At 42.9% G+C, this 16134-nt stretch carries 15 protein-coding genes; 5 read left to right on the top strand and 10 right to left on the bottom strand.

Annotation, left to right across the window (positions count from 1 at the left end; all coding sequences use genetic code 11):
* Nucleotides 1-8: 8 nt before the first annotated feature.
* From TV75_RS09030 to treP, 4 genes are all read right to left on the bottom strand, one after another.
* The gene (locus tag TV75_RS09030) at nt 9-287 is read right to left on the bottom strand and encodes a DUF5344 family protein (RefSeq protein WP_044338392.1); all 279 of its coding nucleotides are present in this window, start codon (nt 285-287) and stop codon (nt 9-11) included.
* Complete coding sequence (locus tag TV75_RS09025) at nt 284-649, bottom strand: YwqH-like family protein (RefSeq protein WP_052504478.1); 366 nt, start codon at nt 647-649, stop codon at nt 284-286. The genes TV75_RS09030 and TV75_RS09025 overlap by 4 nt, the downstream gene beginning before the upstream one ends.
* A gap of 235 nt (nt 650-884) precedes the next feature.
* A complete protein-coding gene (gene treC, locus TV75_RS09020) occupies nt 885-2570 on the bottom strand; it encodes an alpha,alpha-phosphotrehalase (RefSeq protein WP_044338390.1) in 1686 nt (561 codons plus the stop codon).
* Nucleotides 2571-2906: 336 nt separating this feature from the next.
* Nucleotides 2907-4322: a PTS system trehalose-specific EIIBC component gene (gene treP / locus TV75_RS09015; RefSeq protein ID WP_044338389.1), complete on the bottom strand. Its 1416-nt coding sequence runs from the start codon at nt 4320-4322 to the stop codon at nt 2907-2909.
* Between the two features lie 359 nt (nt 4323-4681).
* Between treP and TV75_RS09010 the strand changes: the two genes are divergently transcribed.
* On the top strand, nt 4682-5098 hold the full coding sequence (locus tag TV75_RS09010) for a hypothetical protein (RefSeq protein WP_044338388.1): 417 nt from the start codon (nt 4682-4684) through the stop codon (nt 5096-5098).
* 133 nt (nt 5099-5231) lie between these two features.
* Here TV75_RS09010 and TV75_RS09005 read toward each other — a convergent pair whose 3' ends face one another.
* From TV75_RS09005 to TV75_RS08995, 3 genes are all read right to left on the bottom strand, one after another.
* On the bottom strand, nt 5232-5474 hold the full coding sequence (locus TV75_RS09005) for a hypothetical protein (protein WP_052504477.1): 243 nt from the start codon (nt 5472-5474) through the stop codon (nt 5232-5234).
* A gap of 69 nt (nt 5475-5543) precedes the next feature.
* Nucleotides 5544-5795, bottom strand: a complete 252-nt coding sequence (locus TV75_RS09000; RefSeq protein WP_437176706.1) for a hypothetical protein — start codon at nt 5793-5795, stop codon at nt 5544-5546.
* A 147-nt stretch (nt 5796-5942) separates the two neighbouring features.
* Nucleotides 5943-6989 (bottom strand): acyltransferase, encoded by a 1047-nt coding sequence (locus TV75_RS08995; RefSeq protein ID WP_156142359.1) that lies wholly within the window; start codon nt 6987-6989, stop codon nt 5943-5945.
* A gap of 485 nt (nt 6990-7474) precedes the next feature.
* On the opposite strand from TV75_RS08995, the gene TV75_RS08990 reads away from it, so the two are divergent.
* Complete coding sequence (locus tag TV75_RS08990; protein WP_044338385.1) at nt 7475-8407, top strand: C40 family peptidase; 933 nt, start codon at nt 7475-7477, stop codon at nt 8405-8407.
* A gap of 232 nt (nt 8408-8639) precedes the next feature.
* On the opposite strand, the gene TV75_RS08980 is transcribed toward TV75_RS08990, so the two are convergent.
* Nucleotides 8640-9806 carry a 3-phenylpropionate MFS transporter gene (locus TV75_RS08980; RefSeq protein ID WP_044338383.1) on the bottom strand — a complete coding sequence of 389 codons (1167 nt, stop codon included), beginning with the start codon at nt 9804-9806 and terminating at the stop codon, nt 8640-8642.
* Between the two features lie 220 nt (nt 9807-10026).
* Here TV75_RS08980 and TV75_RS08975 point away from each other — a divergent pair, with 220 nt between their 5' ends.
* On the top strand, nt 10027-10560 hold the full coding sequence (locus TV75_RS08975; protein ID WP_052504476.1) for a DUF6241 domain-containing protein: 534 nt from the start codon (nt 10027-10029) through the stop codon (nt 10558-10560).
* Nucleotides 10561-10609: 49 nt separating this feature from the next.
* Here TV75_RS08975 and trhO read toward each other — a convergent pair whose 3' ends face one another.
* Nucleotides 10610-11575 carry an oxygen-dependent tRNA uridine(34) hydroxylase TrhO gene (trhO, locus tag TV75_RS08970; protein ID WP_044338382.1) on the bottom strand — a complete coding sequence of 322 codons (966 nt, stop codon included), beginning with the start codon at nt 11573-11575 and terminating at the stop codon, nt 10610-10612.
* A gap of 445 nt (nt 11576-12020) precedes the next feature.
* Between trhO and TV75_RS08965 the strand changes: the two genes are divergently transcribed.
* Together TV75_RS08965 and TV75_RS08960 are read left to right on the top strand one after the other, a co-directional pair.
* Nucleotides 12021-14021 carry a penicillin-binding transpeptidase domain-containing protein gene (locus TV75_RS08965; protein ID WP_044338381.1) on the top strand — a complete coding sequence of 667 codons (2001 nt, stop codon included), beginning with the start codon at nt 12021-12023 and terminating at the stop codon, nt 14019-14021.
* A gap of 186 nt (nt 14022-14207) precedes the next feature.
* The gene (locus TV75_RS08960; protein WP_044338380.1) at nt 14208-15278 is read left to right on the top strand and encodes an SDR family oxidoreductase; all 1071 of its coding nucleotides are present in this window, start codon (nt 14208-14210) and stop codon (nt 15276-15278) included.
* A 49-nt stretch (nt 15279-15327) separates the two neighbouring features.
* Here TV75_RS08960 and TV75_RS08955 read toward each other — a convergent pair whose 3' ends face one another.
* The gene (locus TV75_RS08955; protein ID WP_044338379.1) at nt 15328-16119 is read right to left on the bottom strand and encodes an SDR family oxidoreductase; all 792 of its coding nucleotides are present in this window, start codon (nt 16117-16119) and stop codon (nt 15328-15330) included.
* Between the last annotated feature and the right edge of the window lie 15 nt (nt 16120-16134).

Here is a 16134-nt window from a genome sequence, read left to right as displayed (position 1 = left end):
TTCTCCCCCTAGCGAGACATGATGGAAGCCGAGATCGTGTGATCCACTTCTTTAAAGTCTTCGATGGCTTTCCTTGCCGATTGATTGTTTTCTGTTAATACAGTTTTATATACGTTTGCCACTTCCTCGAACAGTTGGCTTAATTCATTCAGTCTCGTGACAACGTCCAATTGGTTGGACGAGGCGATGTCTTTGATGAGTGATGTATCGAATGATTCAGAGGCGGCCTGTATATCAGCCAGTGCTTCATGGATATCCCCGTAACGCAGCTTAATGTCCTGACTCACAATCCTTCCTCCCTTCTGAGTTCCCTTTCGATACGCTCTTGTTCGTTTACAATACTAATTTCAAGTGATTGAATCTGTGACCGGATGGAGGAAATTTTATCTTCAATGCTCATGATGGCAGTGTCCATCTGGGTTTGAGAAATATCTCTGTAGGATAATAAAACATCTTCGCGGACTTCAATGAACTTTCTGGCTAATGCCCCCTGCCAGGTGGAAGAGGTGAGCTCAGGTTGGTTGATGCTCGGTTGGTGCCTGAGAAATTCTCCTTGAAGCTGATTGACGGAAGTATGGGCATTCTTTAGTCGGATAAGTTGTTGTTTTTTTTCGTGAAGTTGTGAAGTTAAATAGGATAAATAGGACACGTCTTTCATCCCCTTATATATTCATTTTTTTATATTCGTTTAAGACATACGTAGTATATGGTATCAAATGGAAGAGGTCTGGATAAATGGGTAATTTCACCCGAAAGATTCCACACGAAAAGAGTGAGTCTTTTTGCATACCATATACCCATAATATGGTTTTTTACTCCTATTTCTTTAAAAAATTGACTTGGACATTAGAAAAAGGCATTGCAGGAGCAATGCCTTTCATCCTTTACTTATTAAAATGAAACACAACAGACTCATAAGGACGGAGCGTAATGTTCTTATAAGCATTTGCCGTATCGTCATAGTTAGACAACAATACCTCACTAGACCATCCTTCAACCTCAACCTCATCAGGAAGGACGAACTCCGTTTCATGTCCATAGAAGTTGTTCACCACAAGCAATTTTTCCCCATCGCCATTACGGACATAAGCGAAAATATCACGGTGATCTTCCAGAATCAATTGATAGTCGCCGTCCACAATAATGTCATATTCCTTGCGAAGGCGATTCAGTTTCTGATAGTGATAGAAGACAGAGTTCTCTTCTTTCAAAGCTTGTTCAGCATTGATTTCTCTATAATTTTTAGCCACTGGGATCCAAGGGGTACCGCTCGTGAATCCGGCATTTTCTTCACCGTTCCACTGCACAGGCGTTCTCGAGTTGTCACGGGACTTGTGACGCAGGATCTCTAAAATTTCTTCTTCGGATTTACCTTGTTCTTTTAAAATATTGAAGATGTTGATCGATTCAACATCGCGGTACTCATCGATGCTTGTAAATTTCGGGTTTGTCATCCCGAACTCTTCACCCTGGTAGATATACGGGGTACCCTGCATCATATGGATTGTCGTCGCGAGCATCTTCGCCGATTCGTTATGGTACTCACCGTCATTACCGTAGCGGGAAACAATACGAGGCTGGTCATGGTTGCACCAGAACAGGGCATTCCACCCGCCGCCTTTATTCATTTCACGTTGCCAGGTAGAAAGGATGTCCTTCAACTTAAGGAAGTCAAAGTCAGCGACCGACCATTTCTCCCCATTAGGGTAATCCACTTTCAGATGGTGGAAGTTGAACGTCATGCTAAGCTCGTTCCGATTAGGTCGTGAATACTTGATGCAGTGATCGATTGTTGTAGAAGACATCTCACCAACCGTCATGATGTCGTATTGAGAGAAGACTTCCTTGTTCATCTCCTGCATATAGTCGTGGACCTTGGGACCGTCCGTGTAATACTTGCGGCCGTCTCCAGGAGCGACCGAACCATCATCATCAGGGAAGTCCTGATCCTTGGAAATAAGATTGATTACGTCCAAACGGAAGCCGTCGACGCCTTTTTTCAGCCAGAAGTGCATCATGTCATAAAGCTTCCTGCGGACCTCATCGTTCTCCCAGTTCAAGTCAGCCTGGGTCACGTCAAAGAGGTGAAGGTAGTACTGACCTGTTTCTTCATCATACTGCCATGCGTTGCCACCGAACTTGGACTGCCAGTTTGTCGGCTCGGAACCATCAGGCTTGCCATCCTTCCAAATATAGAAATCCCGGTACTCGTTATTCTTTGACTTACGGGACTCAACGAACCACTGATTCTCCGTGGAAGTATGGTTGATCACGATATCCATGATGATCTTGATCCCACGCTCGTGAGCCTGTTCCAATAACTCATCGAAATCCTCCATCGTCCCGTATTCCTCATGAATATTGAAATAATCGCTAATATCATAACCGTTATCGCGCTGAGGACTCTTGTAAATCGGAGTCAGCCAAACCACATCAACCCCAAGCTCCTTCAAATAATCCAACTTCGCCGTAATCCCCTTAATATCACCAACGCCATTCCCCGACGTATCATAAAAACTCTTCGGATAAATCTGATACACAACCGACTTCTTCCACCAAGGCTGCTTCATACCTAAAACACCATCCTAGATTAAATTTTGAGGGACGGACCTCAATCGATTTCACTCATACAGAATCATGGCCGTCAAACATGACTCTTCTGCGATTTTGCTATTTTAAGATCCGCCAAGAGGGACGGACCTCCAACACATATTCTTCTGATATCTGACCCTCGGGAACGACCAACCCGTACCACTACAGGATTTCAGGAGGTCCGTCCCTAAAAAAAGGGAGACAATCATCCATCACACGTAACCTGAGAAGCAGGTGAGTGGTTAGAATTGATTTGTCCCCCTTAGTTTAACTTGTATATACAAGTTGTTACAACTGTTTTCTTTTTCTATTTATTAGGCTGCTTCGTTTTTGCTGAATTTTGACCATACCATTGTCAGGACGAATGGTACGACGATACAGATGGCCATTCCGATGAAGAATGATAGCCAGTATTCAGGAATGATCGATAGGAATCCAGGTAATCCACCGACACCGATGGAGAATGCTTTTGTACCTGTCATCGCTAACAGTACACCACCGATGGCAGAACCGATCAAGGCACTGATGAATGGGTAGCGGTAGCGCAGGTTAACCCCGAACATCGCCGGTTCCGTAATTCCTAAATAAGCCGAGATGGCAGATGTACCTGCCAGACCACGAAGCTTCTCGTTTTCTTTCTTCGCTACAAACATCATCGCAAGGGCAGCTGAGCCTTGTGCGATATTCGATAGTGCAAGGATCGGCCATAGGAATGTTCCTCCTTGGCTTCCGACGAGCTGTAAGTCGACTGCAAGGAAGGTATGGTGCATACCTGTGATTACCATAACCGCATACAGACCACCATACAGCAATCCACCTAACCAGGAAGCAGAGTCGAATACCCAAACCACACCGTCTGTTAATAAGTTACCGATGAAGAATGTAACCGGTCCGATCAAGATGAATGAAGCAAATCCAGTAATCAAGAGTGCAACTGGCGCTACTACCAATAGCTTGATGGAATCATGAACTCTCTTATCCAGGAACATTTCAATTTTCGCTAATAGATAGGAAGCGAATAGAATCGGCAGGACTTGTCCTTGATACCCGATCTTGTCGACTTCAAATCCGAAAAGGTTCCACGTAGGAATCTTTTCTGCACTTGCATAAGACCAAGCGTTTAGTAAGTCCGGATGAACAAGCATAAGACCTAGAACAATACCGAGTAATGGACTTCCGCCAAAACGCTTGACCGCTGACCAACCGATCAATCCGGGCAAGAATACAAAGGCCGTGTTGGCAATCAAGTTGATGATCGATGCGAAATCTGCCCATTGCTTATGAACATCGATGACCGATTTCTCATCATAGAAAATCCCCGGCCCGGTCAAAATATTATTCAGACCCATCAACAAACCGGCCGTTACGATCGCAGGCAGGATCGGGATGAAGATATCCGCCAGTACCTTGATCGCACGCTGTAATGGATTCAAGTTTTGAGTAGCGGCATCTTTCACATCCTGCTTGGATGCATGCTCGATCCCCGTTTCCTCTGCTAAAATTTGATACGCTTTATTTACAAGACCTTGTCCTATGACAACCTGGAACTGACCGTTGGAAGAGAATGAACCCTTCACAAGATCAATTGCCTCTAATCTTTCTTTATCCACTTTCTTCTCATCATTCAGTACCAGCCGAAGACGAGTCACACAATGAGTGGCCGTGCGGATATTATCCTTGCCGCCAATCGCTTCAATGATTTCCAGAACGTCTTCACGTTTCACGCTCATGAAATTCCCTCCCTTAGTGATGGTGCATGGCAACTCTCGAATAATGTCGAAAGTTGTCTTGAACCCGCTTTCATTTCTATTAATGGAATTCCCCTAAATAGTATGTGAAAAACGCTTCTCACTATGCTTTCGTAAAAAACTTGCGATAATACGAAACGCTTTCATTCAATAGGGGTCTTGTTGTATATACAAGATATAGTTTTATTGTATTCATGTATATACAAGTTGTCAATGGAAAAGTGTAGCCGTTTTCATTTATGTGATTTTGAGGAGGGAATTGAAATAACTCTATTGGTTTGCGATACTTAAAATTGAATAGATGTATGTAAGTACTAATGGAAGAAGAGGAGTATGGAGCATTGAAGAAATGGTTGAGTGGCGTTTTATTTTGCATCTTTCTTTCCGGGTGCACATCAAGTGAAACAACCAATTACGAATATACTTTTACTGGTGAGAGTGAGTATTGGGAAGCAGAGTACAAAGAGCGAGGGACCGGTGAAACTGCTCCTTTCAACGAAGTTGAGGATGAACTCATCGTAACGTATAAAGGACCGATCGAAGAGTTGGCAACAACCGGATTATTGTCCTACTCTTTTCAATCAACCGTCGATCAGGCTAGTGTTACATCAACATTTGATCAGCCACTAAAAACAAAACGTTTTTTTATTCAGGGTGGATCGAAAAATAGAGACAGAACCAATAAGGGAGAGGTCGTAATTGTAAAGGTGCGTTGGAACGGGAAATTTGAAAATATCGAATTACACAGGATGAAGTGAAGTGAAGACCAAAAAAAGAGCCAATAATGACTCTTTCCCTGCAATCCACCATATATCCTTTAACGTCAACTCCCTCATTGTATTAAATTCCACAAAGGCAGGAGTTTTCAGTAAGAATTAAGTATCTATTTCACTATTTCTCATACTTATTCCACATATAATAGTTATAAGCGATCTGTGCAACATGACCAAGCAAGAAGGCCGCCATAAAGATCCACGTATAAAAAAGGTCCAGGCCCATAAATCTTAGTAGAAAATACAAAACAGGGAAAAGCAGGGTCATCCAAAGGGTCCGAATCATTTTCCTTCTATAAGTTAGTCTGAAATAAATCAGTTCAAAACCTTTATCGACCTTCTCCGTATGTCCTTCCCACATATGGAGCCTCCTTTCGGGTTGTAAAAAAGACATCTGCCATACAAAGCAGATATATTTACATCATCAAATTTAACTCAGAGCTTCGAACAAACCGAATGCCACTACCCCGATAATCCCTAGTATGATCCAGATGACATAGGCGATGAGGATCAACCATCCCAAAAGCTTCTTGCCCGTTATGATCCAGTAGATCCCTAATGTGATGAAACTGAACAGCAGTCCAAGAATCCCCCATAACCATGGATTTTTCCCATGCTTTTTGGCATCCACAAACAAATAAACAGCGATTAGAATATTAAACAAATACATCAAGATTTCCAAAGTACCCCTCCTAAATAGTTTACACTTATATGTAAATTTACCTGTTTTTACTAAGTGTAAACCACTTTCAGACAATTCGTATGAAATTCCAATAAAAAAACGCCAGCTGATTGCCAGCCGGCGTGCTCTCTTTCAATATGGATGCCATCAACCGGCCATCTTCACCTTTTTAACCGGATCCTTTTTCTTCAAGAGTGTCTTATAATTGATCATCGAATAAACCACATACGAAATTCCCAGGCAAATTCCGAATACCACGACCGCATACAGCAGGTATTGAACAATCAATAAAGATTCATTCCCGGTGCTCATCCACTCCATCACATTATTCCATAATCGTTGCCTTATCAACGGATGCTCATGGATCAAATAAACCCCCAACACATATCCGGATATGAGGTTGATCGGCTTTGATACAAACGTTAGCCTCGAGAAGAACAGGAACAGCGCAAGTGACATTATCACGATGACAGGGGAGTTATACGACAACAGCTTAAATGGTAATTCCCACCCTCGCAGTATGACCAGGGCCGTAACGGCTCCCAATAATATGTAAACGCTTAAATAATAGTGTTTGCTGAAACCAGACAGAAACTGTCCATGGTGTCTTAAGTAGCCCGCCACCAAATAAAGGAAAATGAAATGCACGATGCTATAGCCGCCGTTCACCCCGAAGCTCCCCAGGGGATGGAAGAACTGCCATACACAATTGATGATAAATAATAGGAAGAGAAATCTCCCGTAATCTTTCTTTGATAACTGATTGATCAAGATATTTAAATAAGGTGAAAGCATGAATAATACGATATACACGGTGATGAACCAGTAGGTGGATAGATACACCGGGAATACCGACCTGATGAAGCTCGTATAGGACCCATCCGTTAACTGTAAAACCGTCAATCCGGCAAAAATAAGAACTGAAAAAATGAACGTTTCCCGCACGACCCTTAACGCTTTGCTCATTTTGAATTGTGACTTACATAAAAAATACCCGCTGATCAAGACATACACATTGACCCCGACGATACAAAGCACCTTTATGAAATGGAATAGATATTGATTCACCGTGCTTAACTCTGATATCGCGATATATTTTGAAAATCCATAGGTACCGAAATGCAATAAGACGATCATGACCATCGACAGTACCCTGAGAGATTCAAAGTTTGACAGCCTAATTTTCTCCGCCAATCCAACCCGCCCCTTGTTTATAGAAAGATAAATTCTACTTATTTTAATCTATTAAAATCGTCTTGTCATTCAGAATTTTCTTGATGAAATCGGGGAGTGGGTAATAGGGAGGGACCACCTGGGATTGACTGGTCCATAGGAAAGGTGAAAGGGTGAATAATAGTGGAAAGAATAGAGAGTAAAGACCTATAAAGTGGTCATTTAACGAATGGAAGCGTAACCAAAAATTTCTAAAGCGCGTAAGGTAGGGGATGAGCTGGTTCATTTTCGATTTAAGGACTTTCACCTATCTATTTAAACATATGTAATAGCCAGTTGATTTACCAATAACGGAAAATAGTCCATAATTTACTAAACCTTATTACACTGGGGTTTCTTCCTTATTTTTCTTCATATAAGAATTTTAGCCTATTAAAATATCAGTCTTCTTCCTCCATAATGGACAAGCAACAAAATTCGACATTATCGATAAAGGAGACATTTTTTTGAAGAAAACCATTATTGCCTTTACTACTGCTGCATTACTTTCGTCCGTTGCTGTCAATTCATCGGAAGCGGCATCTTACCGCGTACAATCAGGGGATTCCCTTTCGGTGATTGCTTATAAATATGATACATCCGTTTCAAACCTGAAAAACTGGAATAACCTGAGCTCCGACATGATCTACGTAAACCAAGTCCTTGAAGTATCAGCGCCAACAAGCACGTCTGCTAAAACCTATACCGTCCAATCAGGTGATTACCTGTCAAAAATCGGTGTCAAATTCGATGTGTATCTGGCTGAACTTAGAGCATGGAACAACTTGAAGAGCGATGTCATCTATCCTGGTCAAACGCTGATCGTTTCTTCAGGAAGTACAAGCACGACGCCTACAGCTCCAACGGGATCCAGTACATACACGGTCCAATCCGGTGACACTCTATCACATATCGCAATCCGCTATGATGTAAGCGTTTCTTCCATTAAATCATGGAACGGATTAACTTCTGATAACATCTATGTCGGTCAAAAGCTTTCTATTAAAGGAACGTCTGATGGCGGAACGCAAACTCCTGCTCCTACTTCAAACGTCGTCGACATTGCGAAGAAATACGTAGGAACTCCATACGCATGGGGCGGAACATCACCATCCGGCTTCGACTGCAGCGGATTCATCTACTACGTATTCAACCAGGCGGGACAATCAATTTCACGTACCAACACAGAAGGCTACTATAGCAAATCTTCCTTCGTCTCAAGCCCGAAAGCAGGGGATCTCGTATTCTTCGAAAATACATACAAAGCCGGCATCAGCCACATGGGAATCTACCTTGGAAACGGAGAATTCATCCACGCCTCAGACAGTGGTGTGACGATTTCGAAGTTGAGCAACACGTATTGGAATCCTAAGTTTGTCGGATATAAGAGATTTAACTAATGTTATGGAGCGTCCTGCCTAAGCAGGGCGCTTTTTTTGTGTTATTTCCGAGGAAATTCGACAGGGAGGATCAATTAATTCAACATAAGATTAATAACTCTCATTATAGATTACTTCCTTCTCATAAACCCATCATCACCAATCAGGAACTAAGAAAGGGGCAGTCTACACCAAAATCTTCACATAAAAAAACCGCCCAGAATCAACATCCTGAACGGTCCAAAAAATAACTCTATTTATATGAAAAAACACCATCCGCCACACGGTCATACTTCCAATACATCCATCCACCAAGCAACACACAAGGAACCACCACAATAGCCATTCCGAGGAACGCGGAACCAGGCGAGATATCATACAGGAATCCACCGATGAACGTCAGGATCGCGGTACTCAATCCCATACCCAGTGATGTATACACTCCCTGGGCAGCCGGGATATCCTTGCTCTCCAATTCTTCATAAATTAACCGCATAAATGCAAAATGTGTCAATCCGAAGGTTAAAGAGTGAAAAAGTTGGGTAAAGACAAATACAGGGACGCTAGGGTATAGGAACAGCAACGTCCAACGCGTCACAGCGGCCCCTGCTGCGATCATGAACATGACGGAAATGCTCTTGCCCTTCAACAGCCGGTCTGAAAACGCAAAGAACAGGATTTCAGACAGCACGGCAATATTTAAAATAACACCTATATAAACGGCGCTAACATCTAATTCCTTTAAATAAAGGACACCATAATTATAGTAAGAAGCATGGGCTCCCTGAATCAGTACGACGATTACCATTGCCCAGACAAACTTACGGGACTTCAACAATCCTCGATACGAAAGTTTCTCCTGACCGCGGGTCCCACTCATGGACCGAGGCAATTTAGCCAGGGATGACAGCAGTATGACCACAATTCCACCGAACAGCAGATAAATCACTGCGCCCTCGGTAAAGAGTGACGTCAAGAATCCAACCGCAAGCAGTGCAACCGTATACCCGATCGATCCCCACGAACGGCTCCGTCCATAATCGATGCCATCTTCCTTCATCATCACAGCCGCCATGCTCTCCACCATCGGAAGCAGCATCGGATAAACAAGGCTGAATAACACCATACATCCCAATATCATCCCGAAAGAACTCATAGGCAGGAACAACAGCAAAGCAGCCCCGGAAATCAATACTAGCCATCGAGACAATCGTCCCAACGAAACCGTCTGACTCAATTTCGGAAATAAGAAAAAGCTCGAAAACGACCGCGCAATCATCCCGACCGCAATCACCGTACTTGCAGCCGAAATGGAAAAGTCCTTACTTTCCACCAGCCACGCTGTCCAATAAGGTATGAAAATTCCCCAAGTGAAAAAAATCGCAAAGAACTGAACCGACAACCACGTCTGATTCTTCAAATCTATCAAAACTCCCTTTATGTAGACTGGAAATCAATTTACAAACATTGAGTAATTATATAGAAGTTGATTTGAGAATACAACCAACTTAGCGACTATCTCTTTAGTATCAATGAAAAATATGGTAGTATTTCAATTCGTTTACAAGTCCTTGCAGGACATTTAGCCTAACACCTAGAAGAAAGTACTACAGAAACTAGCATACAGGGGGAGTTTCAACATGCTACGAAAAAAATCATTCACCATCATAGTGGGGAGCGTCCTGCTCTTAACGGCCATCGGGGTGTATATCGCCGTAGGCAGTTTAAACAATACCGGCACAACAGAAGATACAAACCTAACGGACGTCGTCTCAACCGCCGGGGTGGAAACCACTCCACCACAAACCAAAACGGGTAAAGAAAATCCATTCGGGGAAAATGTAAAGACACCGCTGAGTGAAAACCTGATTCAGCAATACATACACGCCATGAGTCATCAAAAGGTAAAAGCAGATGAAAAATGGTCATACTTTGAGATTACCGATGAACGAATCGATTATTTGCTTTCACAATTAGAGGTTAACAAATATAAACATGAGCAAACCTACAACGAAATTTTAGTGAGATGGAAAGAAGGGGACTTTTCAGATGCAGTCGGCGACCATAATGCTGTTTGGAAAATGAGGAATGGGAATATCGGAAGAGCAACAGGGTTGCTGTCGACTAAGGAAGAGAAGAAGTATATGGAGAGTCAGAAAAGAGAGAAACGATAATAACAAAAAAGAACCGGCTGTAATGAGCCGGTTCTTTTTCATGTATTCATTAGATCGTCGCAGTTTCCTTCTCGTTCTCAATCACTGCCAAACGCTCTGCCACTTCTTCCTCAGTCAAACCATGCTCTTTAATGTAGCGGTTTTCAGAGCTCTTGCGGCACTCATCGGAGCAGCTTCTCATATATTTATGCTCATTTTCTTCAGAGCAAAGAATTTTTCGGTTACAAGGCGGGTGCGCACAGTTTACGTAGCGTTCACAAGGTTCACCTGTGTAGAAGTCTTTCCCGACAACGACATGCTCTGTCTGGTTGACAGGAACACCGATGCGCTCATCGAATACGTATAGCTGGCCGTCCCATAGCTGACCTTTTACTTCAGGGTCTTTTCCATAGGTTGCAATTCCACCATGAAGCTGTGCTACATCCTCGAAGCCTTCTTTTACTAACCAGCCTGAGAATTTTTCACAGCGGATACCACCTGTACAGTACGTGATGATTTTCTTGCCTTCCAGTTTATCTTTATTATCACGGACCCAATTCGGAAGATCACGGAAGTTTTTGATATCCGGCTTCACGGCTCCTCTGAAGTGCCCTAATTCATATTCATAGTCATTACGTGCATCAAGAAGAATCGTATCTTCCTGCTGGATTTGTTCAAAGAAATCCTTTGGTTCAAGGTATTTACCAGTAAGTTCATTCGGATTCACATCATCTTCAAGACGAAGTGTCACTAACTCCGGACGGTGCTTCACTTTCAATTTCTTGAAGGCATGACCGTCTGCTTCGTCGATCTTGAACACAGTGTCGTAGAAGTGAGGATCCTTTCTCATCGCTTCCATATATGCATCTGTCTGTTCAATCGTTCCGGAACATGTTCCGTTGATTCCTTCAGAAGAAATCAGGATGCGTCCCATAAGGCCAAGCTCCGTGCATAATTCTTTATGCTGAGCAGTGACTTCCTCGGGATTCTTGATGTCTACATAGTTGTAATACAGTAGTACTCTATAATTTTTCATGTTTATTTCCACCTATCGATATATATTTGCAAGATATAATCTTAGGATTCTGTTCCTTATTACTCTTACGATGTACTATTATAACAAATTTTTTAAGAATTGCATTATGTATGGGTGAGAAAAGCTGAGGATTGTTAGGAAAAGGTGGTGGAAATTGGGTTTTTAGTGGTGGAGTGCCAAGCTACCTGCCTTTGAAATATGGGTATCTGACGTATATCAGATTTTACGGGGCCATTCTAAAAAATATCTGCCACATTATCATTTTATCTGCAAAAATTTAATATATATGCCACTATTCAAAATACGACAAATTTCGTCTAACTTTCAGGTCATCATCATAACCGAGAGATACAAGCATATAGATACATTAAATTTGAAAAAATTTGTTATTTTTGAAAGAATTAGAAGTAGAATGAAAAGTCTAATATAGGGGTTGTCCGTACATATGTATAGAAAAGTCATGCTGTTTTGTCTCTTAGTTGCCATTCTGTTGGTCGCCGGATGTCAAGAAAAGCCTAAGCCTGATGATCGCTTGCAGGAATACGTGGACCTTTGGAACAAAGAAAAGTTCGAGGACATGTTCACCGGTTATCTAACCACCACAACGAAAGACACATTTAAGAAGGAAGATTACGTCACAAGATACAAGGACATCTATGAAGATTTAGAAGTGAGAGATGTAAAGGTATCTTTTAAAAAACCGGAAAAAGAAGTGGACTGGGATAAAGAAAAGAAAGCAGAATTTCCTTTGACCATCTCATTCAACACGCTGGCTGGTGAGGTTTCCTATGATAAAGGAATCACTTTAACAAAAGAAAAACAGGGTGAAGATGAAAATTGGTTTGTAGAATGGGAACCTTCTTTTATCCTGCCTGAACTGGAAAAGGGAGATAAAGTAGGCGTTGAGAGTATAACCGCCAAGCGTGGTGATATACTTGACAGGAATCAACAGCCCCTTGCCATGAATGGAGAAGCGTTCGAACTCGGGGTTGTACCGAAAGAATTTAACGAGAGTGACTTAAAGAAGCTTTCATCCCTGCTCGATATGTCACCGGAATCCATTCAGGGGAAACTTGATCAAAGCTGGGTGAAACCGGAATTTTTTGTACCGATCAAAAAGATTGCCCTTACCGAGCGTCCTTTGGCTCTGGAAGTTATAGAACTAGGCGGTCTGTACTCTAAGCGGGTACCTGCAAGAGAATACCCATATGGAGAAGCTGCCGCCCACCTGACCGGTTATATAGGAAAGCTAACTGCTGAAAAACTGGAGAAACTAAAGGATAAAGGCTATACAGCTCAGTCATTGATGGGTCTAAGCGGAGCCGAAGAAGTATATGAAGATCAGTTACGGGGAAAAGATGGACAGCGGATTTATTTGAAAAAACAAGAATCTGAAGAAGTAGTCACTGTCGCAGAACAACCGGTGGAAGATGGCAAAAACATTACCTTGACCATCGATGCCGAAATGCAAAAGAAAATTTATGAACAGATGAAGAATGAAGCGGGGACAGCGGCAGCCCTGAATCCCCAAACTGGTGAAGCGTTGGCATTGGTCAGTACACCCGCCTATGATCCGAATGATTTTGTATTGGGTATGTCCTCTGAAAAATACAAAAAATTGGCGGACGATTCGAAAAAGCCATTACGCAACCGTTTTCCGATTGCGTATTCACCTGGATCAACAATGAAGGGAATCACAGCTTCTGTTGGATTGAAATCCGGAAAGTTAGATCCAAATAAGATCTATGATATAAAGGGTAAGAAGTGGCAGAAGGATGATTCTTGGGGGAATTATAAGGTCGTCCGTGTCTTTGACAATGACAGTAAGGTGGACTTGGAAAGTGCGTTGAAATTCTCGGATAATATTTATTTCGCAAGAGTCGGGTTGGAGATGGGGGCAGAAACCTTTATCGCCGGTTTGAAAGACTTTGGTTTTGGAGAAGAGATTCCCACTTCCTATCCCATTTACAAGTCGCAAATCTCCAATGACGGAACCATCTCCAAGGAGGTTCAATTGGCCGATTCAGCCTTTGGTCAAGGGGAAGTTCTCATGAGCATCGTACATCTAGCCAGTGCCTATGGCGGCATCATCAACGATGGGAACATGATGAAGCCGAGGGTACTAAAGGATGAAGAGCATGAGGTTTGGAAAGAAAACCTGCTGACGAAAGAACAAGCGGACTTGCTGAAAACGGATTTCCGAAAAGTTGTCACGGAAGGAATTGCGGGAAAAGCAAGTGTAAAAGGGAAAGCGATCGCCGGTAAAACCGGTACGGCAGAAATCAAGGCAGAACAGGGGACAACCGGGACGGAAAATGGATTATTTGTATCCTACGATCAGAATGACCCGACAATGGTGCTCGCCATGCTTCTTGAAGATGTAGAAGATGCTGGAGGAAGTACGCATACGGTAGAAGTGACGAAGAGGTTTTATGATAGCTGGTAATCCTGAACCGGTGAGCAGACATATGCTCACCGGTTTTTCTGGATTAGGTAGGGACGGACCTCTGGAGGTCCGTCCCTCTTTTTGACATCATGTTCCAACTCTCTGATTCACAACGATTCCGCTTTCAATATGTGCTATGATAGACAAAATAGACCTTGTGGTTGAAATTCAACAGGAGTGATCAATTTGAATTTATTTTTAACGGGATCGACAGGTTTCCTTGGTGGAAGGCTCATCAAGAACCTTTTACAAAATAAAGTGAACGAAGTCTATATTTTAGTGAGAAATGTAGAGAAGGCTGAAAGATTAAGAGATTCCTTTGAAGCGGATGAGCAAAAGAGAATTCATATATTTCAAGGGGACATTACCATTCCCCATGCCGGACTGAGCAGGGATGACCTTGAATGGTTGACAGGAAAAATAGATGCGGTTTATCATCTCGCTGCCCTGGTGAAGTTTGATTTGGAGCTGCGTGATGAATTGTTTGCTGCTAATTACGATGGGACCAGGCATATCCTTGAATTGGCTTCACTGCTTGGTGTGAAGAAGTTTTATTATGTGAGTACGGCGTACACGGTCGGAAAACTGGACAAAGGGGTGGAGGAGCTTTACCCTGCAGACGGAGAGTTCCATAATCCATATGAGGAAAGCAAAGTGAAATCGGAACATCTTGTTCATTCCTATAGAAACCGGATGGATGTGTCCATTTTCCGGCCGGCTATCATTGTAGGTGATTCAAAAACAGGCGAAGCGGATTCTCAGTTCACTCTGTATGGGTTTATGCGTGCTCTTGGTGTGTTCAAGCGTAAGACTGCAAGACGCCGGGGAGAAGAGCGGACCTACAGGTTGGTTGCAGCGAAAAACGGTACATCCAATCTTGTACCAGTGGATTATGTAGCGGATATTCTAAGCCTGGCTCCGGAGAAAGCACAAGCCGACAAAATCTATCATATTACCAATCCGAACCCACCGGAAAACATCGAGCTTTTGAAAATGTTAAAAGAGGCCCTTCAATTTGAAAACCTGTCTGTGGTTGAAAACACCGGGGAGTATGTACTGGATGATGACGAGGTAAGGTTGAATGGTTTGATTGAGGTGTTCAAGGTGTATCTGGCAGGTGCACTGACGTTTGATGATCGCAATACTCAGGCGTTGATCGAGGGTACGGAGATTTCACATTTGGATATGTCGGATGAAACCGTTGAGATGATCATTCGGACGGGCTGCGAGCCTAACGGAGGAAAAGTAACGGTATAAACAGATTGAGTAAAGCCCCAATGGTACGAGCCATTGGGGCTTTGCTTTATTATAGTGCAGTAACCAATCCGCCATCAACGACGAGGGATTGACCGGTTAAATAAGTGTTGGCGTCTGAAACCAGGAAGGTGACGGCCCGGGCAAATTCTTCAGGCTCGCCGTACCTTCCCAGCGGAATCGCTTTTTCACTTTTCTTCTTAAATTCTTCAACCGGAACATGTTGTTTGTCTGCATTTATTTGATCCAATTGAGCGACTCGTTCTGTTGCAATCCTGCCAGGACCTACCGTGTTGATGAGAATGTGATCCTTGGCCAGTTCCCTTGATAAGCTCTTCGATAATCCGACGATTCCTGTTCTGAAGGTGTTGGATAAAATCAAACCATCGATTGCCTGCTTCGTGGAGGAAGAAGCGATATTGACGATCCGCCCTCCATTCCTGCTTTTCATATGGGGGAGAACCGCTCTGATTGTACGGATATAGCTGAGCAGGTTGAGCTCGAAGGCATACTGCCAGTCTTCATCACCAAATTGCTGGAAGCCCCCTGCAGGTGGACCTCCTGTGTTGTTGACGAGAATGTCGACACCTCCAAGTTTATTCACTGCTGTTTCAACGAGTGCTTGAATGTCTTCCGGTTTTGTCATGTCACATGTTGCGAAATAGACTTGTTCATTCCCGCTCAGTTCAATGATCTCTTTTGCAGTAGATTGAAGCTCTTCTTCATTTCGGCTTGAAATAAGCACGTGAGCGCCTTCTTTTGCAAGCTCGAGCGCCGTTGCCTTTCCTAATCCTTTACTGGAAGCAGTGACAATCACTGCTTTATTTTTTAAACCAAAATCCATTAACATCCACCTCAT

Origin of the sequence: Rossellomorea aquimaris, assembly GCF_000935355.1 — a bacterium.
Taxonomy (GTDB): Bacteria; Bacillota; Bacilli; order Bacillales; family Bacillaceae_B; genus Rossellomorea; species Rossellomorea aquimaris_B.
This window is presented reverse-complemented; position numbering and strand designations above follow the sequence as displayed.